This is a genomic window from Polaribacter litorisediminis, from assembly GCF_019968605.1.
Classification (GTDB): Bacteria; Bacteroidota; Bacteroidia; order Flavobacteriales; family Flavobacteriaceae; genus Polaribacter; species Polaribacter litorisediminis.
In genome coordinates, this window is the sequence record NZ_CP082966.1 from 4,133,784 (window position 1) to 4,160,160 (window position 26,377).

A 26,377-nucleotide genomic window follows, 5' to 3' on the forward strand; every position below is an offset into this window, starting at 1 on the left:
CATTTGAAATGCCAATTGGTATTATTCAGAAATTTTACTTTCTAAATTTTTAAAATCATACAAGTTTTTATCCAATAGGTGAGAAGGATACACATTTTGTAAGGCATTCATCATAATGGCATTTCTATTAGGGAAATCCGTTTCCCAATCAGCAATCATTTGTTTTACTTTTTTACGTTGTAAGTTTTCTTGAGACCCACATAAATTACAAGGGATAATTGGGAAATTTAAATAATTAGAATATACTTCTATATCTTCTTCTTTGCAAAATGCTAATGGTCTTAAAACGGTTAAATCTCCAGCATCATTTTTAAATTTTGGTGGCATCGTTTCTATTTTTCCAGAGAAAAAGAAGTTTAAGAAAAAGGTTTCTAAAATATCATTTTGATGATGCCCCAATGCAATTTTATTACAGCCTAAATCTTTTGCAGCTTCGTATAAAGTTCCTCTTCGTAAACGAGAGCACAAACTGCAAGTAGTTTTACCTTCAGGAGTTTTTTCCATTACAATTTTGTAAGTGTTTTTTTCAATAATCTTATAATCAACGTTAAGATGAGTTAAATACCTTGGTAAAACATCTTCAGGGAAACCAGGTTGTTTTTGATCAAGATTCACAGCAATTAAATCAAAAGAAATAGGAGCTACTTTCTGAAAATATAACAACATCTGCAACATAGCATAACTATCTTTTCCGCCAGAAAGACAAACCATAATTTTATCTCCTTCAGCAATCATAGCGTATTGCTGAATAGCGGCTGCAACTGCTTTTTGTAATTTTTTTGTAACCTGTTTTTCAGAATCCATAACCGCAAAAATAATAGTTTGTTTGATAAGGAAATCAACTTTTAATTGAAATTTTATTTACAAATTTTAAGACAAAATATTTTAATCTTTACTCTGCATGATGTTATATTTACAAAAAATCATTTGTTGCTATGAAAGACTTCGTAATTAGAACAGAAAATTTATCGTTTTCATATGCTAAGAAAAAACAAGCGTTAAAAAATGTAAATATTAATGTACCTAAAGGTTCAATTTATGGTTTTTTAGGTCCAAATGGAGCTGGTAAATCTACAACCATGCAATTGCTCACTGGAATTTTAACGAGTACTGAAAAAAATATTACCGTTTTCGGGAAAGAATTGAATAGTCAAATTCCAGATGTGTTTTCAAAAATTGGTGCTTTGGTAGAATCTCCAAGTTTGTATCTACATTTGTCTGCTATCGATAATTTACGCTGTATTACAGAGCTCAAAGAAATTTCTGAAACCAAAATACCTGAAGTTCTGGAGTTGGTTGGTTTGCTTGAAAATGGAAAAGAAAAAGTGAAACATTTTTCCTTAGGAATGAAACAACGATTGGCAATAGCCATGACTCTTTTAGGCGAACCAGAATTATTGTTATTAGATGAACCTGTGAACGGTTTAGACCCAACAGGAATGTCTGATATTAGGGAGTTGCTAGTAAAACTAAACAAAGAAAAAGGAATTACCATTTTTATTTCGAGTCATTTATTAGCTGAAATAGAAAAAATGTGCACACATATTGGTATTATCAACAAAGGCGAAATTCGTTTTGAGGGAACTATGGAAGCGCTTTCTAAAAGAGCCCAAGGATGCAGTATTCTAGTAGAAACTTCTAGTTTGAAAAAACATTTTGAGTGTATTAAAACAGCATATCCATCAACAAAAACTGAAGGTAAAAATCAGTTTAAAGTTGTACTAAAAAGCAAAGAAGAAATTCCTGCCTTTTCAAAATTTATGGTTGTAAATGAAATTCCACTTTACGAACTTAAAATTGTAGAAGGTTTGGAAGAGTGGTTTTTATCCTTAACAAAATAATATTGCTTGATGAAAAATAGATATAAAGACTTTACTAAGACCATCAAAACAGAATTGATAAAAAAGAAACGTTCAGGTATTTTTAGCCTAAGTTTCGCAATTGGTTTGTTACTTCCTTTAATTGGATTTATCGTAAAAATAAATTTTCATTTAAAAGGAGAAGAAGTAGCCAAAGGTATTCCTGTGAATTATTACTTTGAACATTTAACAAACTCTTTATCACCTTTTGTCTTCTTCTTTTTTCCAGTACTTATGATTTATGCTGCTAGTAAAATAGCGCAAATAGATCATAAAAATAAAGGCTGGCACTTAATGGAAACCTTACCTACAAGTAAGTTTTCTGTTTACTTTTCTAAGTATATTTTATTGCTAACAAGCAATCTTATCGCTATTTCAACCTTGTTGATTTTTACGTTTTTATTTGTCTTTTTAGAATCCCTATTTTTTGAAATAGCTTCAGATAAATTATTGAGTTTTCCATTAATAGACTTTTTAGAAGTTGGTTTAAGATTGTTTCTTGTAAGTCTTTGTGTTTCTGCGTTGCAATATGGTTTATCCGTATTAATTTCTAGTTTTATTTGGCCTATAATTATTGGTTTTATAGCCATGTTAATACCTTTAATGCTCTCTGATTTATATATTGTACTGAATTGGTATCCGTATCAATTATTACATCACATTGCCAAGTATCCAAAGGGTAATGATTTTGGATATTGGTTTACATACTCAGAAGTTCTGAGTTTATTATATGCCATTATTAGTCTCTATATTGGCTACAATTGGTATCGATTTAAGGTATTTTTTACTGCCTTTTATAAAAATAAGCGCTTATTAAAATTGTTAGGTGTTTTATTGATTTCTGGAACTGTAATCCATTTTACTTTAAAACCAAAACAGCAAGAACTAAAAAGCAAAACAATTATTAAAGGAGAAATATCGTCTGATAAAGAAGTGAATACTGTTATTATTTTTGATATTATAGCGAGCGATACTTTAGCTAAAATACCTGTTGTCAATAACCAATTTAGACAAGAATTTACACAGAATTTAAATACAGATTATTATACCTTACAATTTGATAATTATACTAGAAAACTCCTATATTTTGGACAAAATGATAGTGTATATTTAGATTATAAATTATTTGGTACCAAAGACAAACTAGCGGTAAAAGGGACAAGAGTCTCAGAAAACATTCAAGAAAATAGTTTCAGAACCTACACATCTTATCGTTATTATTTAGAAAATAATTTAAAAATTGATGATGCCGATTTTTATATGGAAGGAATTTACGATGATTGGCACAAGAGTTTGAAAAAATTAAACGCTATTAGAACTGTGGATAATATTATTCCAAGATCTGATTATAGAGAAAGACAAACCAAACTACTGTCTATTGAATTTTTAAATTATTGGAATTCTTTTAAGAAAAAACGCCAAACCTTATATCCAGATAAGCCTTATGTTGTTAACGATAATATGAAAAAATTAGAGAATAGCGTACCTTTAAATGATGAAACCTTACTATCTAATAATAACTACTTAAACTACATTCTAGAAGATTTAATTAAAGATGATCATAGAGAAGTTTCTGAAAGTGAAAAATATTTTGCAGCTATCGAAAAAATGGACGAAGGTTTATTTAAAGATCGCTTGTTATTACGACAATTAAATAATAGTTTGTCTGAGGCAGAATTAGTGAGTGTTAGAGATTCTTTAATCGATACCTATTTACATTTAATTTCTAAAAAAAGTTATAAAGATCTCATACTTACTAAATATCAAGATTATAATCGATTGTCAAAAGGAGCCAGTGCTCCAGAGTTTTTAGCCTATGATACCCATGGAAAAAAATACAATCTAGATAGTTTTAAAGGCAAAATAGTAATTATAGATTATTGGGCTTCTTGGTGTGGGCCCTGTAAAAGAGAGGATCCTTTTTATGAAAGAAAAGCATTAATGTATAAAAACAAACCGATTCAATTTATTTCTATGAACATAGATGTAAAAAAAGAAGATTGGTTGGTAGATATTAACAATAAAGGGAAAAGCATTTTACAATTACGACCAGAAAGCATAAAACAGATGAATGATGCCTATGCTATAAATTCAATCCCAAGATTTGTGTTATTGGATCAAGAAGGCAAAATAATTAACTCAGACTTTGTAAGGCCTTCAAGCAAAGTTTTTGATGAATTATTAAATACGTATTTACCATAATTTATACTTTTTATTCAAAAGAATACTATTTTTTCAAAAGAGCTTAACCCACAAATTGTACCTACTGCAATGGTACACTAAATTCAAATAATTGATTATTAGTTACATCCTAAGTTTGCATCTTTAAAGAAGTGTTTTTCTAAGACGTTTTGGAAGCTATCTGTTTTTTATGAACGTAATACAAGTAACAAAGAGTTATTCTTATAATTTGTAAGAATAAAATAGCGTTAATTAACAAAATATTAAGGTTTCAGTAAATTTAAATAGTAAGTTTGAATAAAAAATATGATATTTGATTAAAATAATCAAATTCTAAAATTATGAAACAAAAAGACTTAATGAAATTTTTAGTATTTTCCTTCTTGTTTATGGTACCACTAACATTAGCGGCACAAACAATAAAAGGAAAAGTTACAGATTCATCTGGCGAAGCTTTGCCGTATATGAATATAGTAGAAAAAGGAACTTCTAATGGGACGACCTCAAATGACGTGGGTGAATTTTCTCTCGATGTAAAAAGTTTGCCAACAAACATTGTAATTTCTTCTATGGGTTTTGCTACAAAAACCGTAAACGTAAAGGATACCTCTTTTTTAACGATTGTTGTACAGGAAGATAATGCTTTAGAGGAAGTTGTGGTTATTGGTTCTAGAAACCCTAATAGAACAGCGATAGATTCTCCTGTGCCGATAGATATTGTAGATATTAAAGAATTAACAGCAATGGCACCACAAGTAAATTTAAATCAGATTTTAAATTTTGTGGCACCTTCTTTTACTTCTAATACACAAACTATTTCAGACGGTACAGATCACGTAGATCCTGCTTCTTTAAGAGGTTTAGGACCAGACCAAGTGTTAGTATTAATCAACGGAAAAAGAAGACACACTTCTTCTTTAATCAACGTAAATGGTACTTTTGGACGTGGTTCTGTAGGTACAGATTTAAACTCAATTCCAGCTTCTGCTATTAAAAGAATAGAAGTTTTAAGAGATGGTGCAGCAGCACAATATGGCTCTGATGCCATTGCGGGTGTAATTAACATTGTTTTAAATGAAAGCGTAAATGAATTGTCTTTAGTAGTGACTACTGGAGCTCATTTTAGTTCTAATTCAAATGGTCAAACAGGTGGTTCAGATGGTCAAACAACCAACATTAGTGCTAGTTATGGATTGCCAATAGGTGATAAAGGTGGCTTAATAAATTTTTCTGGAGATTTTGATGTTCGTGAAGACTACAATAGAATGAAAGAATGGGAAGGAACTATTTTTAATGGATACAATGCAGTAGAACGTGTGGCAAGTGCCGCTAATTATGATACTTCTAGATTTTTGTCTCTAGCAAATGGTTTAGATCCTGCTTCTGCAGCCTATGCAACCATTTTAAATGATTTAAAAGGATTTGCAAATACTGCAGGTTATAGCTCAACTGCTACCGATGGTTTGTCTGAAATGCAATCAATTTTAGGAGCAGATGCTACTGCATCTGAGCTAGCAGCAAGAGGTCTTGATAGAACAGATGTAAACATGAGAGTGGGTCAATCTAGAGTACGTGGAGGTCGTTTCTTTGCCAACTTTAAATTGCCTTTAGATGATAATGGTACAGAATTGTACTCTTTTGCAGGTTTAAGTTCTAGAGCAGGTAATTCTGCAGGTTTTTATAGATTACCAAACCAAAGTAGAACGTTTACACCTGCTTACAGTAACGGTTTTTTACCAGAAATTAATTCAACAGTTTCCGATCAATCGTTAGCTGTGGGTATTAAAGGTAAAATAGGAGACTGGAATGTAGATTTCTCGAACGCTTATGGTAAGAATGCTTTTGATTATATGATCGGGAATACTTACAATGCATCGCAAGGTGTTGCATCACCAACTGTTTTTGATGCTGGTGGATTTTCTTTCACACAAAATACAACCAATTTAGACGTAAACCGTTTCTTTGAAGATACTTTTGACGGATTTGGAGTAGCATTTGGTGCAGAACACAGACTAGAAAATTACGAAATTATTGCGGGTGAAGAAGCTTCATATACGCAATATCAAGCTGATGGAACAGCGTTTACAGGTGTTAATGGAACCACTCCATTAAAAGACTTTTTTGGAAATTCTAGACCTGGAGGGTCTCAAGTATTTCCTGGGTTTGGTCCACAAAATGAATTGTCAAGGAGCAGAAGCAGTGTAGCTGCGTATGTAGATTTAGATGCAAAGTTTTCTGAAACCTTCTCAACAACTTTTGCTACACGTTACGAAGACTATTCAGATTTTGGTTCTACGTTAAACTTTAAGCTAGCCTCTATTTTAAAAGCTTCTGATAATTTTAGAATTAGAGCTTCATTTAATACTGGTTTTAGAGCACCGTCTTTACATCAATTAAATTTTAATTCTACTTCAACTATTTTCCAAGACGGAATTCCTGTGGAAGTAGGTACGTTTGCCAATGATAGTAAAGCAGCCAAGTTATTAGGAATTCCTGAGTTAAAAGAGGAAACTTCAAATAGTTTTAGTGCTGGTTTTACAGCGAAGTTGCCAGAATCTAATATTACGTTTACAGTAGATGGTTATATGGTCAATATAAATGATAGAGTTGTGTATACAGGTCAGTTTAGAGGGCCAGGAACAGGTACCGAGTTAGATCGTTTGTTAATTCAGGCAAATGCTAGTGCCGCTTCTTTCTTTGCAAATGCTATTGATACAGAATCTAAAGGTGTTGATGTTGTAATTACTCATAAAGCAGATCTTGGTTCAAAGACAAGATTAACAACAGATTTAGCGGGTACTTTTTCTCAAACTAGACAAGTAGGTGGTATCAATTCATCACAAGTTTTAAGGGATGCAGGTTTAGAAAGTACTTATTTTCCAGAAGACAGTAGAATATTTTTAGAAGAAGCTGTACCAAGAACTAAAGTAAACTTAACAAATAGTTTAACTACAGGCAAATTTAATGTTTTCTTAAGAAATGTATATTTTGGTGAAGTATCTGAAGCTACAAATACACTAGCAAATCAACAAGATTTTGCATCTAAAATAGTAACTGATTTATCTTTAGGTTATAAAGCTACGGAGAACTTAACGTTAACCGTTGGGGCTAATAACTTATTAGATGTATTTCCAGACAGAGCTATTGAAGCAAACAGAAGTGGAGGTCGTTTTGACTGGTCTAGAAGATCACAACAATTTGGTATTGGAGGTCGTTTCTTATTTGCAAGAGTAAGTTTTAACTTGAAATAAAATTAACTTTAAATAGATAAAAAAAAGCGGCAATTTGTCGCTTTTTTTTTATTGATTATATTTTAAAATTTTAAAGCTGTCTTCGAACTCACCATAGGTAAAATATTGAATCCAATCGCCAAGATTTAGATACATACTATTTTCTTCAAGTTGCACCTCTAAAGGCAAGTGTCTGTGACCAAACACAAAATAATCATAATGTGCTTGAGATAACTTTCTTCTACAATACTGTACTAGCCACTCTTTCTCTTCGCCTAAATATTTGGCATCGTCATCACCTGAAATCATTTTGTTTTTAACAGACAAATATTGCCCTAATCGAACACCTAAATCTGGATGTAACCATCTAAAAAGCCATTTAAACAAAGGAAAGGTAAACACTTTTTTCATACGTTTATAGCCATTATCTTTAGGACCTAAACCGTCTCCATGGCCAATAAAGAAAATTTTATTGTTAATCTTAAAAACTTGGGGTTTGTGAAAAACAGGAATGTTTAATTCTTTTTTAAAATAATCATGCATCCACATGTCATGATTCCCCACAAAAAAGTAAATAGGAATTCCTGAATCTTTAATTTCAGCTAACTTTCCTAAGGTTCTTACAAATCCTTTAGGAACAACTGTTTTATATTCGAACCAAAAATCAAACAAATCGCCTAATAAAAAAATAGCTTCTGCATCTTCTTTTATTTCATCTAACCAGGCAACAAACTTTTTTTCTCTAGGAAAACTTGCTTCATGAGTAGGCGCTCCTAAATGCTGGTCTGAAGCAAAATAGACTTTTTTATTTTTGGAAGTGGTTATTGAAATCATCGTTGCAAAGAAAAGCTATTCCTTTTTATTTTTACTTTCCAACTCCAATACTTTTTGCAACATTTTGTCATCTTGATGCATAATTCTATAAAAACCTACATCACCAAAAAGCGTGTTGGCAATCGAGGCTTTTAAATATTTTTTTATGCTTTGCTTGGTTTTATAAGATGGTTTCGCCTTGTCTTTTATTTCAGATAAATATGCGTTTAAAACAACTTCGTCAGTGTCAAAATCGGGCACAAAACTGTCTACAGTCCACTTTGATAGTGCTTTTCGGTTGTTATCTACATAATCAAAAGCAAAATTATTAACCGTATTAAAATAAAAATTAGACATATAAGAGGTGGTATCAATACCAACAAAAACATCAGGAATAATACCGCCACCACCATAGACTATTTTACCTTTTGGGGTTTTATATTGCAAAGAATCTATCACTGGAATACTGTCTTTACTTAATAATTCGCCACTCAATATTCTTTTTTGATAATCTTTGTAATAATCATTTTTTTCTCCTTTTGTATACGGTTTTTGAATGGATCTACCTGTTGGCGTGTAGTATTTTGCAGTTGTTAATCGAACAGCAGAACCATCACCTAAATCCATTTCTATTTGCACCAAGCCTTTACCAAAAGAGCGTCTTCCAATAATGGTTCCTTTATCATTATCTTGCAAAGCTCCTGCCACAATTTCTGATGCCGATGCTGAATTTTCATCAATTAAAACATACAAACCACCTTTTTCAAAAGACCCCAGTGAAGTTGCAAAATATTCTTCAATTTTATTCTTGTTATTTTTAGTAAAAACCATGAGTTTATCTTTTTCTAAAAACTCATCGATAATTCTATTGGCAATATCAATAAAACCACCACCATTTCCGCGTAGGTCTAAAACGAGGTCTGTCATGCCCTCATCGATTAAACTTTTCATAGAAGATTTAAATTCTCTGTAGGTATTTCTTGCAAAACGATCTAACTTTATATAGCCTATAGAGTCGTTGATCATGTAGGCTAAATCTACACTTTTAATATTTACATTTCCTCGTTTAATAGCAACTGTAAATAGAGAATCGTTACTTTTTCTGTAAATTTGAAGGGCAACTTCCGTGTTAGGTCTTCCTTTTAGATATTTGGGAATGGCGTTACTTCTAAATTTTTTACCATGCAAGGTGTCTAAACCAGCCATTAAAATTCTATCGCCCGCTTTAATTCCTGCTTTTATACTTGGGCCACCTTTTATAGGTTGAACAACCGTAATGGAGTCTTTTATCATTCTAAATTGAACCCCAATTCCAACAAAATTACCTTGCATATTTTCTATGTTGGCTTGTTGATTTTCTTTCGGAATATAAACAGAATGTGGGTCTAATTTACCGAGCATTTGTGTAATGGCACCGTCTAATAAACTGTCTGTATTTATATCATCTACATAATCTTGTTCAATAAAATTAATTAGTTTTTTTATCTTTTGTTCTTGAGAGGTACTTTTAGAAAAAGAAAGCACTTCATTTGAACTGCCACCAAAGAAAACACCAATTAAGATGCCTAATATAACAGCTAGTGAAAAATATATTGGTAAATTATTTTTATTCATAAGGTAAGTACTTAATTTCTACACCTGCTTTTTTTAAAAAATTTAATCCAGAAGAATCTCGGTAATCTTTTGCATATACAACCCGTTTTATACCTGCCTGATGTATTAGTTTACTGCATTGCGTGCAAGGAGATAGCGTTATATATAAAGTAGCATTTTTTGCTGATTGTGTTGAGGAAGCAACTTTTAAGATTGCATTGGCTTCGGCATGTAAAACTTCCCATTTTGTATTGCCTTCTTCGTCTTCGCAGCAATTATCAAAGTTAGTAGGTGTTCCGTTAAAACCATCAGAAATAATCATTCTATCTTTTACAATTAAGGCACCTACTTGTTTGCGCTTGCAATGAGACAATTTTCCCCATTCTAGCGCCATTGCTAAATAAGCTTTATCATATTTCAATTGCTTTTCTTCTGTCATAAAACGAAAGTAAAAAGATTTGTAGAATAAAGACGTTAATTAATAGACAAAATTTAGAAACCATGCTTCATTTAAACGGCATAAATATGCCAATTTAACAACAGTATGAATATATTTTTAAACAAATAAGAGGATAAAGATCTGTTACCAAAAAACTCTGTCTACCATCATTTGAATGGAAAACCCAATTACGATAGAAGAGCAAACTAAAACCCAATCTCTTCGATCTACCCTAAAAATGCTTTTAAGCAGCATGCCTATAATTAAGATGCCAATAACAACAATAACTTGTGCTAGCTCAATACCTAATGCAAATTCTATTAAAGGAAGTAGTTTGTCTTCTTCTTTGCCAATCATCATTTTAAAATAATTAGAAAAACCCAAACCATGAATTAACCCAAAAAATAGGGCGAAAATTAAATTGATATTCCCTTTTTTTGTGGCTCCTGTTTTAGCATTTGCAATGTTGATAACCCCTGTTATAAAAATAGTTAACGGAATTAAAAATTCAATGATATCAATTCTTATTTTTAGAATTCCGTAGGCAGATAAAGCTAAGGTTAAAGAATGCCCAAGTGTAAATAAAGTAACGAGCCAGATTACTTTTCTCCATTGAAAATGATCGAAAACAACCGCTAAAACAATTAAAAATAAAATATGATCATACGCAGAAAAATCTAACACATGATTTAAACCCATTTTAAAATACAAAAGAAAATCTTCCATTATTGACGATGAAATTTATAAAGTTTCAAAGGTATTAAAAAGTAGATTGAGTAAAAGACATTATCTTATGAATCCTATAGCTTTTTAGAAATATTTAAGAAAACAAAGTGCGTTTGGCTCTAGAATAAAGAGAATTGTATAATACTTATATAAAATCTTTAAAAATTATATTGATCTGTTTCATCTTTATGTTTTAGAAAACAGGTTTTTCAAACAAATCTTCTAATTCTTTTTTGCAAAGAGGCATCTAAATGATATGCATAAAAAACAAATTAACGTACAATTTTGAAACCTTTTTAAATTTATTTCGTTTTTAATAATAGAATCAACCAACAAGCATGTCTAAAGAAATTAATTTTCTCGTTTTAGAAAGTAAAAAAGGCAAACAAAAGGCTCAAATACAACTGTACGATTTGTATTGCAACGCCATGTTTACTATTTCTTGTCGATATTTAAAAAATGAAGAAGAAGCCAAAGATGCTATGCAAGACGGATTCTTAAAAGCTTTTTTAAACTTGAATAATTATGATATGACCACAAATTTTAGCGCTTGGTTAAAGACGATTATTATAAATACTTGTATAGATAAACTTAAAAAGAAAAAATTAGAAACGGTTTCTTTGGAAAAATATCCTCTAGAAATTTCTAATGATGAGGATTGGAATTTCGATCCAAAAATTAGCAAACAACAGATTATTGAGGCAATCGAGAAAATTGATTTAAAATACCAATTAGTGATAAAATTATATTTGATGGAAGGTTATGACCATCAAGAAATAGCATCAATTCTAAAAATTCCAATAAAAACATCAAGAACACATTTAAGAAGAGGAAAATTAGCCTTGAGAAACCTTTTAAAAGTTGAAAAATATGGAACGTGATATAAGAGATTTATTTTCTAAAGATGATTTTGTTCATACCGAAATCCCAAAAAATCATCGAGAAGATTTTATAGAAAAGTTAGGCAAACATCAACCTGAAAAAAATAAAAAAAGGAAGTATAAAACTTTAAAAATTGTTGCTTCTTTTTTGTTGATGATGACTTGTGCTTATTTTTATAAAAACACAATTCCTTCACCTGAAAAATCATCTTTAGAAATTAAAATGGAATCCATTGAAAAGGATTATTTAATTAGTATCGATAAAGAATGGAATCGTTTTATGGAAGTAGCGAAAGATTCTATTTTGATAAAAAAATATGAAGTAAAATTAAAAGAGTCAAATACTGATTATCAAAAAATTACAAAGCAATTCAAAGAGTTTCCAAACAATATAAATGTGCTACAATCTTTAATCGATAATTTGCAAAGACGTTTGCAATTAGTTAAAGATATACAGGAACATATTAACGAGTTAAACCAAAAAAATATAAGTAATGAAACCATATATATTTAGTATTTTATTTCTATTATCAGTCACTATTTCTTCTGCACAGACAGAAGAAGTTATTCTAAAAAAAAGTTTTAAGGTTGATGAAAACACTGTTTTAAATTTAGATTTAGACAATGTTGCGATCGTTTTTGAAGAATCTTTTGATGATAAAATTCATTTTGATTACAACATGACTTTTATAAGATATCCAAAAGAAAAGAAACAAAAAATATTAAAAGGTGTCAACGTAAAAACTTCAAAAAAAGGAAATATTGTTACTTTGGATGTAAAAAATTCCATGTATGTAGGAATGAGTAAAAGTCCACTTCTTTCCATGGATTCTCTTAAAGTGGCAATTACAAGTTATTGGAAATACGATAAAAAAAACAGAGGTGTTTATATAACAAAAGACTCTTTAATGAATGAAATAAAGTATAGTTTGGGGAGTGAATTAGACAGTTATATCTTTAATAATAAAAAGAAATATGCAAATGATGATTTTATTAAAAAGCAAAAAGATATTCATAAAAGTTTTGTTATCCGATTACCAAATTATATGCGAATTGAAATAAAGGCTTTACACGCTAATCTCACTTTTAATTATGATCTTAAAGAAACAATGATGGCGAATACTTTTAAAGGAAAATTAAAATTTAAAAAAATACTGTCTGCAAATAATAAATTTGAGTTGATTAGTGGTTTTTTTCAAGCTGAAGAAATTGCAGGTGGAAATTATAAATTAAAAAATGTGTACCCAGCAAAAATTGGTTTTATTTCTAATGCAAAAATTGATTTAGAAACTTGTAGATTAAAAATTGGCGAAATCGGCAAAAATGTATCAATTACAGATTTTGATAGTAAAATTTACTTGTATAACTTCCATAAAAATTTTACAAAATTTAATTTAAAAGGGGATTATACAGCGCTCAATCTTTATAAAGTTAAAGAAACTAATTTTTCTATGGATGTTTTTGGGTTGAATACAACTTTAAATATGAATGGAACTAAAACTTCATTCGGAGCATCAAAAGAAAAACAACTCACAAAAATTCTTCAGAAAAAAAGAAAAGAAAATAGTCCGTTTTTAGGAAATATTGAAGTGATATTGAAAAACGGAATTTTAAATATTAAATAATATGTAAATACCCAACTGAAAAAGTTGGGTTTTTACATATTATTTAAAGACTAAAAATCTCTTAAAGGTCAAACTTAATACCTTGTGCTAAAGGCAATTCATCAGAATAATTAATGGTATTGGTTTGTCTTCTCATGTACACTTTCCAAGCATCAGAGCCAGATTCACGGCCACCACCAGTTTCTTTTTCACCACCAAAAGCACCACCAATTTCTGCACCAGAAGTTCCGATGTTTACGTTGGCAATTCCACAATCTGAACCTGCATAAGACAAAAATTTCTCTGCCTCTTTCAATTCATTGGTCATAATTGCAGAGGATAATCCTTGTGCAACACCATTTTGTTTTGCAATTGCATTTTCTACATCTCCTGAGTATTTCATTAGATATAAAATAGGAGCAAACGTTTCATGCTGTACAATTTCAAAATGATTTTCAGCTTCAATAATTGCTGGTTTTACGTAGCAACCACTTTCATATCCTTCTCCTTCTAAAACACCACCTTCAACTAATACAGTTCCGCCTTCAGCTTTGGCCTTTTCAATGGCAGCTAAATAGGTATTTACCGAATCATGGTCAATTAATGGTCCCACATGTTTTGTTTCATCTAAAGGATTTCCAATTTTAATTTGACCATAAGCGCCAACAATGGCATCTCTTACTTTATCATAAACAGATTCGTGAATAATCAACCTTCTTGTTGAGGTACAACGTTGTCCACAAGTTCCTACAGCACCAAAAACAGCACCTGGAACCACTACTTTTAAATCTGCAGTTGGGGTAATAATAATAGCATTGTTTCCTCCTAATTCTAATAAAGATTTTCCGAAACGTTGCGCCACAGTTGCACCCACAATTCTTCCCATTCTTGTAGATCCTGTTGCAGAAATTAACGGAATTCTAGTATCATTGGTCATCATTTCACCAACTTTGTAATCTCCGTTAATAATAGAAGAAATACCTTCTGGTAAATTATTTTCTTTTAAAACACCTGCAATAATATTTTGACAAGCCACGGTACATAAAGGTGCTTTTTCAGAACCTTTCCAGACACATACATCTCCACAAATCCAAGCTAAAGCAGTGTTCCAAGCCCAAACAGCAACCGGAAAGTTAAATGCAGAAATAATACCAACAACACCAATTGGGTGCCATTGCTCTCTCATAACATGTCCAGGTCTTTCAGACGGAATTGTTTGGCCGTTTAATTGTCTTGATAAACCAACAGCAAAATCACAGATATCAATCATTTCTTGAACTTCACCATACCCTTCTTGTAAAGATTTACCCATTTCATAAGAAACTAATTTCCCTAAAGGTTCTTTTAAATCTCTTAATTTATTACCAAATTGACGAACAATTTCTCCTCGTTGCGGAGCTGGCATATTTCTAAATGATAAAAAAGCTTTTGTAGCTGATTCCATCACTTTTTCATAATCTTCTTTTGATGTTGCTACTACTTTACCAATCAGTTTTCCATCAACTGGCGAATAAGATTCAATAATTTTTCCGTTAGAAAAGTTATGAGAACCTGTAGAAGTTCCGTTATTTATATCTTTTAAACCTAAATCTAATAATGCTTCTTTAATTCCAAAGTCTGTCATTTTGTAGTTCCGTTTTTGTTGTTTAAATTACAAGACGAAATTACGAATAATTTAAGACATAATTAAATTTAACAGAAACAACTATTATTGTTTAAAATAAAACAAATTTTCATGAAAATTTTTTTACCCATTTTCTTTATTTTATCCATTGTATTTGGATGTAAACCAACTTCAGATAAAAGTAACGACACTGATATAGCTGTAGATATTACTGAAAATCAACAAAAAACAAATGATTTTGCAATTATTATTCACGGTGGAGCAGGAACTATTTTAAAGAAAAATATGTCTGATGAAAAGGAGTCAGAATACAAAGCAAAACTTGAGGAAGCGATTAGAACGGGACATGATATTCTTAAAAACGGCGGAACAAGTCAAGAAGCTGTGATGAAAACTATTCAAATCATGGAGAAATCGCCATTATTTAATGCAGGAAAAGGAGCTGTTTTTACCCATGAAGGTACAAATGAGTTAGATGCCTCTTTTATGGATGGTAAAACTTTAAACGCAGGCGCTGTTGCAGGAGTTACCAATGTAAAAAGTCCGATTGAGTTGGCTATAAAGATTATGACCGATTCAGAACACGTTATGCTTTCTGGAAAAGGAGCATCAATCTTTGCAAAAGAAAAAGGATTAGAAATTGTGGATCCTAGTTATTTTTATACCGAAAATAGGTTTAAATCTTTGCAAAGAATTAAAGATAGAGAAAAATCAGAATTAGACCATGATGCGAAAGCAGCGTTTTATGATCCCATTATAAAAAATAGTAAATACGGAACAGTGGGCTGCGTGGCTTTAGATATAAGTGGAAATATTGCTGCAGGAACATCTACAGGAGGAATGACAAACAAACGATGGGGACGAATTGGTGATGCTCCCATCATTGGTTCTGGTACCTATGCTAATAATAAAACTTGCGGAGTTTCCTCTACCGGCTGGGGAGAATATTTTATAAGAAATCAGGTTGCCTATGACATTTCTGCACAAATGGAATATAAAAATAGCACTTTAAAAGAAGCTACAAAAGATGTTATTCAGAATAAATTAACGGCACTTGGCGGCACTGGAGGCGTTGTTGCTTTAGACAAGAATGGAAATATGTCTTTCGAATTTAATACAGCTGGGATGTACAGAGCTTCTATGGGCCAAAAAGGAAATTTAGTGGTGAAAATCTATAAAGAATAATCTAACCATTCTTCTGGTAAAGGCTTTAATGCTATTACAATTTTTTTAGATTTTTTCTTTTTTTTAAATACTAATGTCGAGATTTTTGAAATTGATAAATTGATGTTGTTTCTTTTATTGATAGCTGCTAAAACAACTTTCATCGGTTTTTTAGCGCATAAAACTAAACTATTCATCATGGCATTAGATTCTATGGATAGATCAAATAAATCTACATAAAATTTAGGTTTTTTATCTTGCATTATAATAAATTGAGTAGGTTTTCTACTAGGAATTTCAATGCATTTCTTGGTGCCGCTGAGTGTTCTATAGGTGGTTTCAATGAGTTCCATCATGTTTTTATTTTCAATTTTAATAAGTTGTTCAATTCGAATAATACTTATATCATTTGAGGGAATAAAATTCATTTTTTACAATTACTTGCAAGCAAACAAATTAATTACTACTTAAAAATTTCACAATACCTATTTACAGGTATTTATCAGGGCATCGCAATTTAAATGTACAATTTTACGTACATACATTGAGCTATTTTTTGATTTATTGAAATTAAAAAGAATTCGTCGAATGCTCATTACTTTACCTGTATTCACTTTTTCACTTTGATTTTATTTTTTTGTTTTAAAGTTTTTTTTAGATCAATTGATGTTTTTATAGTAAAATAAGTTTTAAAAAAATTAGGCTAATCTTATTTAATCAATCTTTATTAGCTTTAATAGTTTCGCTGTTTTATTTTTTAAAGCAAAGGTAAATAAGGTATTAGTGGTGCGGAATGATCTATGTCATTCTAAAATTAAGGTGCATAAAATATTGAGCTATTATTGAGTTTGCAAAAAGCATTATTAGAAAAACCTTTGTGGCAATTAAGTTTTTAGAACTCTTTATCGGTAAAAATGTCTTTTTTTTTATTTTTCATGATATTTTATAAGCTAAATGGACGATACTTTGGAACTAAAATATTCGACAGGCTAGTTATAAAAGCATTACAGTAAATGAACAATAAGCGGTTATATAAAGAATTAGCACAGCCTTCGTTACGATATATTTTTTTTAATAAAAGGAAATGAAAAAGAAACAATTTAATACGGCGATATAGCGATAAAATGATTTATAATTAAATTCAAATTTAAAAACTAAAAGAGAAGTAGGTTCATCTATTTCGATAAGTGGTTAAAATTTATCTTTAAACTATTTTAAGAAGTTGATACCAATGATTATTTTAAATTACTATCATCAAATGCGCCTTTTCCCTTTCTATTTCAGCGAATACCATATAATACCTTCTACAACTTGAATTTATCGTAATAAAACGCCCTTTTTTCCTTTCTTCATCATTTAAAAAATAAACCGTAGCTATGCTTTAGTATTTACTTTTATATAAAAAAAAGCATCATTTTCTTATACAGTAATTTCAAATAATTAGGGGTTTTAGAAAGCATATTTTTAAAATTGATAGGTAAGGCCAGAGTAGATTCCTAGATAAAAAGGTGCAAAATTATTAGCATTTTCGTTAAAAGTATTGAATTGAACTTTTAACATCGGGTTTACATGTAGAGACCAATTTTTATTGAGAAGGTAATTAAAATCAAATCCTAAATTTCCACTAAAATTGAGCGTATTTAAGTTGGATGCTTTTCCTGATGTTGATAGGTTGTCGGCATTTAAACGAATACTATTTTTATTTAAAAGTAATGAACTGAATCCCGTTACGATTTGTGTTTTAAAAATTTCACTATTAGAAAGGTTATATTTTAATTCAATAGGTATTTCTACATACCCATAATTTTGAGTTATATTTCCGTTATAGCTTATTGCATTGGTGATGGAGTTTTCACTAATACCAGCATTTTCATAATTGTTTCTATGAAAAGAAAAAGAAGCTCCACTTATAAATTCAGTACTAGCGCTATTGGTTTGTGAAGAAGAAAAAACAGCGATTTGGTTGTTAGAAAAACTCATTTCTTGTAGATGAATTCCAGATTGAATCGTCCATTTTTTATTGATATTATAAGCAACTTGCACACCATAAGAAAAACTATTTTCTCCTTTTGTAGAGTTGGCTAAATTGGCATCAATAGGAGATGTGTTTGAAAAAGAGTTGGATTTTAGAACGGCGAAAACAGGAGCAATCGCCCAGTGATTTGAAGTTTTTTTATCAACTTTTAAAGAATCTTTTGGCTTTAGAAAAGTAGTAATATCTATTTTTTTCAAGGCTAATCCTGTATGTATATTTTTAGTGATTTCAATGATACTTTTTTCTTGAAGTGAAGCTATGTTCACCTGAATTTTCAAAGGTTTTGGCGCAAGATTTTTAATGAGCCTTTTAGGAATAGGAACTTCTTTTTCTTTTTTTGCGATAACAGCGTTTTCTTTATTTTTTTGATTTTTTAAACGCACATCTTTTTTAGTGATGAGAACTTCTTCTTTTATGTTTTTATTTATGATGATCGCATCAATTTTATCCTCTAAATTTTTTGTTTTTTTGGGAGTTATCGTAATTATTTCATCAGAATTACTTTTTGTATTTTGGTTTTCATCCTTTAAAAAAGGAAAAATAAAAAAAACTAAAACAACTATAGAAGCCACACCCGTTGAAAATAACCAAAAAGGAAACATACGGCGTTTCTTCTTTTTAAGTTTCGTTTCAATATGGCTCCAAACTCTTTTATTTGGTGCAGTTTCTAAATTTTGCAACTGTTTTTGAAACAGTTCATCTATTTTTTTTTGATCCATTAAGTAAACTTTTTTTGATGGATTTCTACTTTCTCTTTTAAAATTTTTTTTGCTCTAGATAAGTTTGATTTTGAAGTTCCTTCAGAAATTTTTAACAAGCTTGCAATTTCTTTATGAGAGTACTCATCAAGCACATATAAATTAAAAATTAATCGATATCTATCGGGTAACTGCTGCACAAAACCAAGTAAAACATCCATGCTAAAAAGGGTTTCTTCTAAATTGAACGCTTCATTTTCAGATTCATTAGCAACTTCTTTTACAATTTGTAAGGGTGTTTTTTCTCTATATTTTTTTAAAGCGGTATGAATGGTAATCCGTTTTAACCAACCTTCAAAAGATCCGTTGTGTTTGTATTGTTTAATTTTATCGAAAATTGTTAAAAAACTATCTTGTAGATTGTCTTCTGCATCTTGGTAATTTCTAGAATATTTTAAAGAAACACCAAAAAGCTTATCAGCATAAAGCTGATAAACTTTAGATTGAGCATCTAAATCTTGCTCACAACATTTTTGTATAAGTGCTTCGAGTTTGATGCTTCTAATTTACGGGAACTACAAATTCTTCGAAAATATTTTCTCCGTTACTATCTGTTCCTTTCCAAAATTTAAAAACATAATCTTCTTCTTGGCTTACATTTACCACAAATTTATATTCTTCTTGAACAATGACTTCTGCACAATAGACATCTAAAGAAACCAAGGCGCGCGCGGCAACAATTCTTGTGGTATCTTGATACTCATAATATAGGTTGTTAAAGGCATAACAACTGTTTGGTAAAGTGTATTTAATAGCAATTGTATCTTGTTCGCCAAACGTAAAACTTGCGGGTACATTAGCTTCGTCAATGGGTAAAAGCTCGTATTTAAAAATAGGTTCATTGTCATTTAAACAGGAGCCAAATAGCACAATGGCCAGACATAAAATGGTAAATTTTTTAAGCATAATTTTTGTTTTTTAATTAGTATATAAGTGTTGGGTAACTATTTACGCAGGCTACAGCTATTGGTTGTGCAGTAACACTACAATCAGAAATAATACCCCATTTGCGATTAAATTCTTTTTCTGATTGGGTATAAATTTCAATTTTCTTTAAAAATTCTTCCGTATTCATATTTTTAGAATACGCCATAAATCCTTGAGGACCGCCACAAGCTTTAGATCCGTAGGCCGTAAATGCCCAATTTGATGCATCAATACAAGAAGTAGCATATGCTAAATTCTGAATTTCATCAAACAAAGCCATTAAATTTCTATGCTCTTTTTCTTGCTCTGTAAATTCTCTTTTTAAGGTCAAAGAGTTTTCAGAGAGATCAATTACAAGATAGTTGTACCTCAAAATAGGTTGGACTCCTATAATTTCCATGTTATATTGATCATATATTTTTAGATAATTTTCAGATAAAACCCAAGTCCCTGATTGCTCAAAAAACGTTAATGGAGGTGTGCCACAAAAGCCAGAAGTTAGTTCTGTAAAAGAACCATCTTTTTTAAAAGTAAAACTTCTAGTATCATTTGACAAAGAATTTGCTCTTTTAAAGATTATTGTTTCTCCGTCATAAAAAGGTTCAATCCAGCTGCCAAGTAGTAAATTATCAGTATCAATGATTATTTCATCACTTTCACAAGAAAAGAATACCGTTGCAATCAATAGTAAAAATAGTGGTTTTAGTTTCATGATTTATCGTTTAAAAATATAGGCGATATCGTCAAAAGCGATACCAAAATCAATTGTTAATTCGTCGTTTATTAATGAAATAGTTCCTTTTCTTTCTCCGACTTCTAAGTATGTTATATTGTTTTCGGTGATTATATTAAAAGAATAAATACCCCCTTGATTATTTGTAAAACTAGGGATGTCTAAGTGATTAAAAATATCAACATTATTTACAATAGTTATTGTTTTTTCATCAAAATCAAAAAACCAAGTAAACTCGCCCTCATTATATTCTTTGGTGGGTGCTAAACCACCGACAATTTGCATAACATTCCAGTTTCCTTGAATAGGATTGTCGATTTCTGTGTTGTTTTCACATGAAAAAAAGCAGAAGATTGTGCAGCAAAAAAGTAGTATTTTTTTCATCTTAGTTATACTTTATTTGATGATGCCAACCTTCTAAATTGAAAATAACTTCAGCAAATTCCTCTTTTAGAATTGTGATATCAAATGTAAATTCTCTCCCAAAAACAGCCAAACAAGCTTCATTATTTTCTAAAGATAATTTTATGTTACGCTGAATAGGATCAGATTCTAAGATTTCATTAGCATCTACCAAAATAGCTTTCCAAGAATTTGCACTACAACCACTGCTGCTTATTTTTATGGTTAATAAATGCTCATCTAATTGAACATCTGTAATTGTATAATTGTTGGTTGCCGTTTCTTGGTACAGGTTGTTGTCAATAAAAACAGCTTCATTTTGTATATTATTCTTGTCATTTTTTTCATCACAAGAAATTAATACAAAAGAGAGGAATAAAAAATAGAGTGTCTTTTTCATAAAATAGAAGTTATAATTTTTTAATTTTTAGTACTATGTTATAGTTGCTACTTTCGGGTTCTTGTATGTCTGTTCTTTTAGGATGCACCGCTATGAACTGAATTAAATAGCCTTCATATTCAAATGAATCGGAATATAGGTTTTGAGAATTACTTTGTGAATTCTCCAGACTTATGGTATGTTTATCAATCGTATTCATACTTATTTCTACGAGCACTCTGCCTTGCCAAACACAATTGATACTTGAGTTTTCAGGACACCTAGAGTCTTCTAAAATTTTAGAAAAAGTGATTGAAATTTTTTCGGAACCAATTATTTTAGTCTCTTGAAACGGAATTATAATATCTTGCGATTGTATTTCTGTTTCACTATTGTTTTTGCTACAACTAGCATAGGTAAATACAAGTATAAAAAAATAGATTATTTTAAAATTTAGCTTCATTAATTGATTCTCTTTCTTATAAGATACAAAAATTGTAAAAAGGTTGCGTCGAATAATGTTATTTTTGTGAATCGATATGGAAGATAAAATATTTAACATACAAAGCCAGAAAGATTTTACAGAAGTAACGTTAGCGATTTTTAAACACCAATTTAAAAATAATAAAGTCTATCGTTCTTTTTGCGATTTGCTATATATACATCCTTCGGATATTTCTAAAATTGAAGAAATTCCGTTTTTACCCATACAGTTTTTTAAGAGCAGAAAAGTTCTTTCTTCTTTAAATGAAATTCAAGAAACTTTTACGAGTTCTGGCACTACAGGAAGCAGTACAAGCAAACATTTTGTAACAGATATTACCCTATATAAAGACAGTTATTTAAAAGGATTTGCGCATTTTTATGGAAACATAGAAGACTATGTTGTTTTAGCGTTGTTGCCAAATTATTTAGAACGAAAAGGCTCTTCTTTGGTTTTTATGGTAGCTGATTTAATAGCAAAATCTAAGAATTTAGAAAGTGGGTTTTACTTAAATAATGTGGATGAATTAATTAAAAAACTTATCAATCTTGATAAAAAAGGACAAAAAGTTTTATTAATAGGGGTTTCTTTTGCTCTGTTAGATTTGATAGAAAAATATCAATTTAACTTAAAAAATACCATCATTATGGAAACGGGTGGTATGAAAGGAAGAAGAAAAGAAATCATTCGCAACGAGTTGCATCACCTTTTACAAGAGGGATTTGGTGTTGATAAAATCCATTCAGAATATGGCATGACAGAGTTATTAAGCCAAGCATACTCAAAAGGTAATGGTATTTTTGAATCCCCTCTTTGGATGAAATTTTTAACGAGAGATACAGAAGATGCCTTAACTATTTTGCCAACAGGCAAAGTAGGCGGAATTAATGTAATTGATTTGGCAAACTATAATTCTTGTTCCTTTATTGCAACACAAGATTTAGGAAAAGTATATCAAAACGGAACTTTTGAAATTATTGGGCGTTTTGATAATTCTGATATTAGAGGTTGTAATTTAATGGTGTTATAAGAAAATAAAATTAAAAAACATGAAATTTAAGTTAATAGAAGAATTTAAAGAGTTTGCCGTAAAAGGAAACATGATTGATATTGCAGTTGGTGTTATTATTGGTGCTGCTTTTAATAAAGTGGTTAATACTTTAGTAAAAGAAATTTTGATGCCACCCTTATCTATGATGACCAATGGAACTATTTGGGAAAATAAAAAATTGGTTTTAAGAGATGCAGTGGACGTAGAGGGCGCGCCAAAAGTAGAAGAAGTAGCTATTGGTTATGGAAAATTAATAGAGGCAGGAGTCGATTTTTTAATTATCGCGTTAACTGTTTTTTTAATTGTTAAAGCAATGAATACAGTGAAGAAAAAAGCAGATGATCCTAAAAATGTAACCGTGGCAACGCCTAAAAACATCGAGTTAATGAACAAGACGAACGAGCTTTTAGAAAAACAAAATGAGTTTTTAAGGAAGGTATTAGAAGAGAGAGGTTAAGTTTATAAATTGAAAAAAAGGACTGAATTCATGCAGCCCTTTTTAAGATTTTTTTTAATGATTAATAATTTAGAAATAATTTTTATCTGGAATAGATTAGGCAACAACCAATAAATAATACGTCTTTTTACCTCTCTGCAATAAAACATATTTGTCGGCAATTAAATCATCGGCAGTAATTATAAAATCTTCTTTTGCTTTTTCTTTATTTACTGAAATTGCATTTTCTTTTAAAGCTCTTCTTGCATCACCATTAGATTTTAAAAAGTTGGTTTTCGCGGCTAAAGCTCCAATCATGTCTAATCCTTCAGAAAAATCAGCAACTGAAATTGTAGCTTGAGGAACGCCCGTAAACACGTCTAAAAAAGTTTGTTCATCTAAAGATTTTAAATCGGTCGCTGTAGATTTTCCGAATAAAATATTAGAAGCTGCAATTGCTTTTTCATAGGCTTCTATACCATGTACTAGAACGGTAACTTCTTCTCCCAAACGTTTTTGCAAAACACGTAAATGAGGCGTTTCTTTATGTTCTTCAATTAAAGAATTTATGGTTTCTTGGTCTAAAAATGTAAAGATTTTAATGTACTTTTCTGCATCATCATCTGAAGTATTAAGCCAATATTGGTAAAATTTATAGGCAGAAGTTCTTTTAGCATCTAACCAAACATTTCCGCCTTCAGACTTCCCGAATTTAGAACCATCGGATTTTGTGATTAAGGGACACGTAATTGCATATCCTTTTCCATTGCCAATTCTTCTAATTAATTCTGTTCCGGTTGTAATATTTCCCCATTGATCAGAACCACCCATCTGAATTGTAGTTGCATTTTCTCTATACAAATGTAAAAAATCATATCCTTGTACCAATTGATAGGTAAATTCTGTAAAAGACATTCCGTCTTTAGAATCAGAATTAATTCTGTTTTTTACAGAATCTTTAGCCATCATATAGTTTACAGTAATATGCTTACCAACATCTCTAATAAATTCGAGGAATGAAATATCTTTCATCCAATCGTAATTATTCACTAGAATTGCGGCATTTTTTGCATCTGAAGTAAAATCTAAAAAATGACTTAATTGTGCTTTTACACATTCTTGGTTATGGCGCAATGTTTTTTCATCTAATAAATTACGTTCGGCAGATTTTCCTGAAGGATCGCCAATCATACCTGTTGCGCCACCCACCAAAGCAATGGGTTTGTGTCCACAACGCTGATAATGTGCTAATAACATAATAGGAACCAAGTTACCAATATGTAAAGAATCTGCCGTAGGATCAAAACCTACATACGCACTTCTCATTTCTTCTAACAAATGTTCTTCTATTCCTGGCATGCTGTCTTGCAACATTCCTCTCCATTGTAATTCTGCAATAAAATTATTCATTATAAATGGTAAATTAATTCAGTTTAAAAATTAAGATGTTTCACTAAGCTTGTCGAAAGCGATGGTTTTTAATAGTTTAAACCATCGCTTTCGACAAGTTCAATTTCACGATGTTCAGCGCGTTTAAATAACTGCTTTTTAACGGGGCAAAGATAAACTTATCAATCAAAAAACCATAAATTAGCGGTATGATTTTAGTTACTGGAGGCACAGGTTTAGTCGGTTCGCATTTGTTGTATCATTTAAGTTTAGAAAATGATAACATTAGAGCCATTTATAGAACGGCATCTTCTTTAGAAAACGTAAAAAAAGTGTTTTCTTTTTATACAGATGATGAAAAATTATTTTCAAAAATTGAGTGGTTTCAAGCGGATATTACGGAAGTTCCTGCAATGATTCCTGCATTCGTAGCGGTAAAACAAGTATATCATTGTGCGGCATTTATTTCTTTTAATCTTAAAGATTATAGAGAAATGCGAAAGGTAAATATTTATGGAACTGCCATTATTGTAAATCTTGCTATCGATGCTAAAATTGATAAACTTTGTTTTGTAAGTTCTATTGCGGCAGTTGGAGATTCTTTAAAAGGAAATATCATTACCGAGAACAACGAATGGAATAAGGAGCTAGATAATAGTGGGTATTCTATAACAAAATTTGGCGCAGAAATGGAAGTTTGGCGGGCAAGTCAAGAAGGGGTGAAGGTAGTAATTGTAAATCCGGGTGTTATTTTAGGAAGTGGGTTTTGGAATGCCGGTTCTGGAAAAATATTTAGTCAAGTTTACAAGGGTTTAAAATATTATACAGAAGGCGTTACAGGTTTTGTATCTGTACAAGACGTAGTAAAACCAATGATTTTATTAATGAATTCGACCATTCATAACGAGCGATTTATTTTAGTTTCAGAAAATAAATCATTTAAAGAAATCTTCTTTCTAATTGCAGATTTTTTTAATAAAAAACGACCGTTTAAAAAAGTAAGACCTTGGCAGACAGCTATTTTTTGGAGACTTACTTGGGGTGTCTCAAAAATAACAGGAGTACCACCTTTACTAAGTAAATATTCAGCTAAATCTGCCCATTCTATATCCGAATATTCATCAGAAAAGATAGAAAAGGCAGTAAATTTTAAATTTGAAAAGCTTGAAAATTCAATCAAAAGAATTTGTGAAGCCTATCCTAAAGCTTAACTTTTAAATCCTTTACATTATTTGGCAACTCTCTTTCTTTCTTTTTATTCAAGGTATCGATAAGAATTGGTTTCTTATTGCTATTTCTAATAGAATCAGTTCTTAAAGAATCTTTTGTTTTTTTAAGATCGTCTAAAATGGCTTTTTTTCTTTCTAAATTGGCTTTTGCATCTTCAAAAATAGCTTGATAATCATCTATTTTAGACATGTAGTAGAGGTTACTCGTCTGAAAACGAATGCTATCAATTTTAAAAAGATCATAAACTAAAGGCATATAATTAATCTTTCTTTCTAGATTTTTATTTTTGATGAATTTAGACGATGAAGCAATCATCATTTCTTGTACCAAAAGACTCATGGTGTCTTTTGGAATAAGGTCTTTTGGTTTTTTAAAAATAGTATTACTTGTACAAGAAGTTAAAAAAGTAAAGATTAATAAATAACTTATTTTCTTCATA

The 26,377-nt window shown here is 30.5% G+C and carries 26 protein-coding genes; 10 read left to right on the forward strand and 16 right to left on the reverse strand.

Annotation, left to right across the window (positions count from 1 at the left end; translation table 11 throughout):
• Window positions 1–21: 21 nt before the first annotated feature.
• A complete protein-coding gene (gene ttcA, locus K8354_RS17655; RefSeq protein ID WP_223443951.1) occupies window positions 22–804 on the reverse strand; it encodes a tRNA 2-thiocytidine(32) synthetase TtcA in 783 nt (260 codons plus the stop codon).
• A gap of 131 nt (window positions 805–935) precedes the next feature.
• Here ttcA and K8354_RS17660 point away from each other — a divergent pair, with 131 nt between their 5' ends.
• From K8354_RS17660 to K8354_RS17670, 3 genes are all read left to right on the forward strand, one after another.
• Complete coding sequence (locus K8354_RS17660; protein ID WP_223443954.1) at window positions 936–1,841, forward strand: ABC transporter ATP-binding protein; 906 nt, start codon at window positions 936–938, stop codon at window positions 1,839–1,841.
• A gap of 9 nt (window positions 1,842–1,850) precedes the next feature.
• Window positions 1,851–4,061 (forward strand): ABC transporter permease, encoded by a 2,211-nt coding sequence (locus K8354_RS17665; RefSeq protein ID WP_223443955.1) that lies wholly within the window; start codon window positions 1,851–1,853, stop codon window positions 4,059–4,061.
• Between the two features lie 320 nt (window positions 4,062–4,381).
• A complete protein-coding gene (locus K8354_RS17670; RefSeq protein WP_223443957.1) occupies window positions 4,382–7,291 on the forward strand; it encodes a TonB-dependent receptor in 2,910 nt (969 codons plus the stop codon).
• 48 nt (window positions 7,292–7,339) lie between these two features.
• Here the strand turns inward: K8354_RS17670 and K8354_RS17675 are convergent, their stop codons facing one another.
• The 4 genes from K8354_RS17675 to K8354_RS17690 form a co-directional block, all read right to left on the reverse strand.
• On the reverse strand, window positions 7,340–8,104 hold the full coding sequence (locus K8354_RS17675) for a UDP-2,3-diacylglucosamine diphosphatase (RefSeq protein WP_223443959.1): 765 nt from the start codon (window positions 8,102–8,104) through the stop codon (window positions 7,340–7,342).
• Between the two features lie 15 nt (window positions 8,105–8,119).
• A complete protein-coding gene (locus tag K8354_RS17680) occupies window positions 8,120–9,697 on the reverse strand; it encodes a S41 family peptidase (RefSeq protein ID WP_223443962.1) in 1,578 nt (525 codons plus the stop codon).
• Complete coding sequence (locus tag K8354_RS17685) at window positions 9,690–10,115, reverse strand: deoxycytidylate deaminase (protein WP_223443964.1); 426 nt, start codon at window positions 10,113–10,115, stop codon at window positions 9,690–9,692. Before K8354_RS17685 ends, K8354_RS17680 begins: the two co-directional genes overlap by 8 nt.
• Window positions 10,116–10,259: 144 nt before the next feature.
• A complete protein-coding gene (locus K8354_RS17690; RefSeq protein ID WP_223443966.1) occupies window positions 10,260–10,841 on the reverse strand; it encodes a HupE/UreJ family protein in 582 nt (193 codons plus the stop codon).
• Window positions 10,842–11,179: 338 nt separating this feature from the next.
• On the opposite strand from K8354_RS17690, the gene K8354_RS17695 reads away from it, so the two are divergent.
• Genes K8354_RS17695 through K8354_RS17705 form a run of 3 tightly spaced genes read left to right on the forward strand, consistent with a single transcriptional unit; the run spans window position 11,180 to window position 13,347 of the window.
• The gene (locus K8354_RS17695) at window positions 11,180–11,722 is read left to right on the forward strand and encodes an RNA polymerase sigma factor (RefSeq protein WP_223443968.1); all 543 of its coding nucleotides are present in this window, start codon (window positions 11,180–11,182) and stop codon (window positions 11,720–11,722) included.
• Window positions 11,712–12,236, forward strand: a complete 525-nt coding sequence (locus K8354_RS17700; RefSeq protein ID WP_223443970.1) for a hypothetical protein — start codon at window positions 11,712–11,714, stop codon at window positions 12,234–12,236. Before K8354_RS17695 ends, K8354_RS17700 begins: the two co-directional genes overlap by 11 nt.
• The gene (locus K8354_RS17705; RefSeq protein WP_223443972.1) at window positions 12,217–13,347 is read left to right on the forward strand and encodes a hypothetical protein; all 1,131 of its coding nucleotides are present in this window, start codon (window positions 12,217–12,219) and stop codon (window positions 13,345–13,347) included. The genes K8354_RS17700 and K8354_RS17705 overlap by 20 nt, the downstream gene beginning before the upstream one ends.
• Window positions 13,348–13,408: 61 nt before the next feature.
• On the opposite strand, the gene amaB is transcribed toward K8354_RS17705, so the two are convergent.
• The gene (amaB, locus tag K8354_RS17710) at window positions 13,409–14,950 is read right to left on the reverse strand and encodes an L-piperidine-6-carboxylate dehydrogenase (RefSeq protein ID WP_223443973.1); all 1,542 of its coding nucleotides are present in this window, start codon (window positions 14,948–14,950) and stop codon (window positions 13,409–13,411) included.
• 111 nt (window positions 14,951–15,061) lie between these two features.
• On the opposite strand from amaB, the gene K8354_RS17715 reads away from it, so the two are divergent.
• Window positions 15,062–16,135, forward strand: a complete 1,074-nt coding sequence (locus tag K8354_RS17715) for an isoaspartyl peptidase/L-asparaginase family protein (protein WP_223443974.1) — start codon at window positions 15,062–15,064, stop codon at window positions 16,133–16,135.
• Here the strand turns inward: K8354_RS17715 and K8354_RS17720 are convergent.
• The 8 genes from K8354_RS17720 to K8354_RS17755 form a co-directional block, all read right to left on the reverse strand.
• Window positions 16,123–16,542, reverse strand: a complete 420-nt coding sequence (locus tag K8354_RS17720) for a hypothetical protein (RefSeq protein WP_223443975.1) — start codon at window positions 16,540–16,542, stop codon at window positions 16,123–16,125. The genes K8354_RS17715 and K8354_RS17720 overlap by 13 nt on opposite strands.
• A gap of 1,036 nt (window positions 16,543–17,578) precedes the next feature.
• On the reverse strand, window positions 17,579–18,868 hold the full coding sequence (locus tag K8354_RS17725; protein ID WP_223443976.1) for a porin family protein: 1,290 nt from the start codon (window positions 18,866–18,868) through the stop codon (window positions 17,579–17,581).
• On the reverse strand, window positions 18,868–19,404 hold the full coding sequence (locus K8354_RS17730) for an RNA polymerase sigma factor (protein ID WP_223447724.1): 537 nt from the start codon (window positions 19,402–19,404) through the stop codon (window positions 18,868–18,870). The genes K8354_RS17725 and K8354_RS17730 overlap by 1 nt, the downstream gene beginning before the upstream one ends.
• A gap of 4 nt (window positions 19,405–19,408) precedes the next feature.
• Window positions 19,409–19,813: a hypothetical protein gene (locus K8354_RS17735; RefSeq protein ID WP_223443977.1), complete on the reverse strand. Its 405-nt coding sequence runs from the start codon at window positions 19,811–19,813 to the stop codon at window positions 19,409–19,411.
• A gap of 16 nt (window positions 19,814–19,829) precedes the next feature.
• Window positions 19,830–20,546: a hypothetical protein gene (locus K8354_RS17740; protein WP_223443978.1), complete on the reverse strand. Its 717-nt coding sequence runs from the start codon at window positions 20,544–20,546 to the stop codon at window positions 19,830–19,832.
• 3 nt (window positions 20,547–20,549) lie between these two features.
• Window positions 20,550–20,951 (reverse strand): hypothetical protein, encoded by a 402-nt coding sequence (locus K8354_RS17745; RefSeq protein WP_223443979.1) that lies wholly within the window; start codon window positions 20,949–20,951, stop codon window positions 20,550–20,552.
• A 1-nt stretch (window position 20,952) separates the two neighbouring features.
• Complete coding sequence (locus tag K8354_RS17750) at window positions 20,953–21,369, reverse strand: hypothetical protein (RefSeq protein WP_223443981.1); 417 nt, start codon at window positions 21,367–21,369, stop codon at window positions 20,953–20,955.
• 10 nt (window positions 21,370–21,379) lie between these two features.
• Window positions 21,380–21,811, reverse strand: a complete 432-nt coding sequence (locus K8354_RS17755; protein ID WP_223443982.1) for a hypothetical protein — start codon at window positions 21,809–21,811, stop codon at window positions 21,380–21,382.
• Window positions 21,812–21,887: 76 nt separating this feature from the next.
• On the opposite strand from K8354_RS17755, the gene K8354_RS17760 reads away from it, so the two are divergent.
• Together K8354_RS17760 and mscL are read left to right on the forward strand one after the other, a co-directional pair.
• On the forward strand, window positions 21,888–22,862 hold the full coding sequence (locus tag K8354_RS17760) for a LuxE/PaaK family acyltransferase (RefSeq protein WP_223443983.1): 975 nt from the start codon (window positions 21,888–21,890) through the stop codon (window positions 22,860–22,862).
• A gap of 19 nt (window positions 22,863–22,881) precedes the next feature.
• Window positions 22,882–23,340 (forward strand): large conductance mechanosensitive channel protein MscL, encoded by a 459-nt coding sequence (mscL, locus tag K8354_RS17765; protein WP_223443984.1) that lies wholly within the window; start codon window positions 22,882–22,884, stop codon window positions 23,338–23,340.
• 96 nt (window positions 23,341–23,436) lie between these two features.
• Here mscL and tyrS read toward each other — a convergent pair whose 3' ends face one another.
• Window positions 23,437–24,729, reverse strand: a complete 1,293-nt coding sequence (gene tyrS, locus K8354_RS17770; RefSeq protein WP_223443985.1) for a tyrosine--tRNA ligase — start codon at window positions 24,727–24,729, stop codon at window positions 23,437–23,439.
• 188 nt (window positions 24,730–24,917) lie between these two features.
• Between tyrS and K8354_RS17775 the strand changes: the two genes are divergently transcribed.
• Window positions 24,918–25,919: an NAD-dependent epimerase/dehydratase family protein gene (locus K8354_RS17775; protein ID WP_223443991.1), complete on the forward strand. Its 1,002-nt coding sequence runs from the start codon at window positions 24,918–24,920 to the stop codon at window positions 25,917–25,919.
• On the opposite strand, the gene K8354_RS17780 is transcribed toward K8354_RS17775, so the two are convergent.
• On the reverse strand, window positions 25,909–26,376 hold the full coding sequence (locus K8354_RS17780; RefSeq protein WP_223443993.1) for a DUF4296 domain-containing protein: 468 nt from the start codon (window positions 26,374–26,376) through the stop codon (window positions 25,909–25,911). The two genes, K8354_RS17775 and K8354_RS17780, sit on opposite strands and share 11 nt — an antisense overlap.
• Between the last annotated feature and the right edge of the window lies 1 nt (window position 26,377).

What these genes read in the sequence shown, in the direction of transcription:
- K8354_RS17775 (WP_223443991.1), top strand. Translation starts at nt 24,918, where the DNA reads ATGATTTTAGTTACTGGAGGCACAGGTTTAGTCGGTTCGCATTTGTTG.
- K8354_RS17685 (WP_223443964.1), bottom strand. Translation starts at nt 10,115, where the DNA reads ATGACAGAAGAAAAGCAATTGAAATATGATAAAGCTTATTTAGCAATG.
- K8354_RS17690 (WP_223443966.1), bottom strand. Translation starts at nt 10,841, where the DNA reads ATGGAAGATTTTCTTTTGTATTTTAAAATGGGTTTAAATCATGTGTTA.
- K8354_RS17735 (WP_223443977.1), bottom strand. Translation starts at nt 19,813, where the DNA reads ATGCTTAAAAAATTTACCATTTTATGTCTGGCCATTGTGCTATTTGGC.
- K8354_RS17680 (WP_223443962.1), bottom strand. Translation starts at nt 9,697, where the DNA reads ATGAATAAAAATAATTTACCAATATATTTTTCACTAGCTGTTATATTA.
- ttcA (WP_223443951.1), bottom strand. Translation starts at nt 804, where the DNA reads ATGGATTCTGAAAAACAGGTTACAAAAAAATTACAAAAAGCAGTTGCA.
- K8354_RS17725 (WP_223443976.1), bottom strand. Translation starts at nt 18,868, where the DNA reads ATGGATCAAAAAAAAATAGATGAACTGTTTCAAAAACAGTTGCAAAAT.
- K8354_RS17675 (WP_223443959.1), bottom strand. Translation starts at nt 8,104, where the DNA reads ATGATTTCAATAACCACTTCCAAAAATAAAAAAGTCTATTTTGCTTCA.
- K8354_RS17665 (WP_223443955.1), top strand. Translation starts at nt 1,851, where the DNA reads ATGAAAAATAGATATAAAGACTTTACTAAGACCATCAAAACAGAATTG.
- K8354_RS17755 (WP_223443982.1), bottom strand. Translation starts at nt 21,811, where the DNA reads ATGAAGCTAAATTTTAAAATAATCTATTTTTTTATACTTGTATTTACC.
- K8354_RS17670 (WP_223443957.1), top strand. Translation starts at nt 4,382, where the DNA reads ATGAAACAAAAAGACTTAATGAAATTTTTAGTATTTTCCTTCTTGTTT.
- K8354_RS17750 (WP_223443981.1), bottom strand. Translation starts at nt 21,369, where the DNA reads ATGAAAAAGACACTCTATTTTTTATTCCTCTCTTTTGTATTAATTTCT.
- tyrS (WP_223443985.1), bottom strand. Translation starts at nt 24,729, where the DNA reads ATGAATAATTTTATTGCAGAATTACAATGGAGAGGAATGTTGCAAGAC.
- K8354_RS17660 (WP_223443954.1), top strand. Translation starts at nt 936, where the DNA reads ATGAAAGACTTCGTAATTAGAACAGAAAATTTATCGTTTTCATATGCT.
- K8354_RS17720 (WP_223443975.1), bottom strand. Translation starts at nt 16,542, where the DNA reads ATGAATTTTATTCCCTCAAATGATATAAGTATTATTCGAATTGAACAA.
- K8354_RS17780 (WP_223443993.1), bottom strand. Translation starts at nt 26,376, where the DNA reads ATGAAGAAAATAAGTTATTTATTAATCTTTACTTTTTTAACTTCTTGT.
- K8354_RS17740 (WP_223443978.1), bottom strand. Translation starts at nt 20,546, where the DNA reads ATGAAACTAAAACCACTATTTTTACTATTGATTGCAACGGTATTCTTT.
- K8354_RS17695 (WP_223443968.1), top strand. Translation starts at nt 11,180, where the DNA reads ATGTCTAAAGAAATTAATTTTCTCGTTTTAGAAAGTAAAAAAGGCAAA.
- K8354_RS17745 (WP_223443979.1), bottom strand. Translation starts at nt 20,951, where the DNA reads ATGAAAAAAATACTACTTTTTTGCTGCACAATCTTCTGCTTTTTTTCA.
- K8354_RS17700 (WP_223443970.1), top strand. Translation starts at nt 11,712, where the DNA reads ATGGAACGTGATATAAGAGATTTATTTTCTAAAGATGATTTTGTTCAT.
- K8354_RS17760 (WP_223443983.1), top strand. Translation starts at nt 21,888, where the DNA reads ATGGAAGATAAAATATTTAACATACAAAGCCAGAAAGATTTTACAGAA.
- mscL (WP_223443984.1), top strand. Translation starts at nt 22,882, where the DNA reads ATGAAATTTAAGTTAATAGAAGAATTTAAAGAGTTTGCCGTAAAAGGA.
- K8354_RS17715 (WP_223443974.1), top strand. Translation starts at nt 15,062, where the DNA reads ATGAAAATTTTTTTACCCATTTTCTTTATTTTATCCATTGTATTTGGA.
- amaB (WP_223443973.1), bottom strand. Translation starts at nt 14,950, where the DNA reads ATGACAGACTTTGGAATTAAAGAAGCATTATTAGATTTAGGTTTAAAA.
- K8354_RS17705 (WP_223443972.1), top strand. Translation starts at nt 12,217, where the DNA reads ATGAAACCATATATATTTAGTATTTTATTTCTATTATCAGTCACTATT.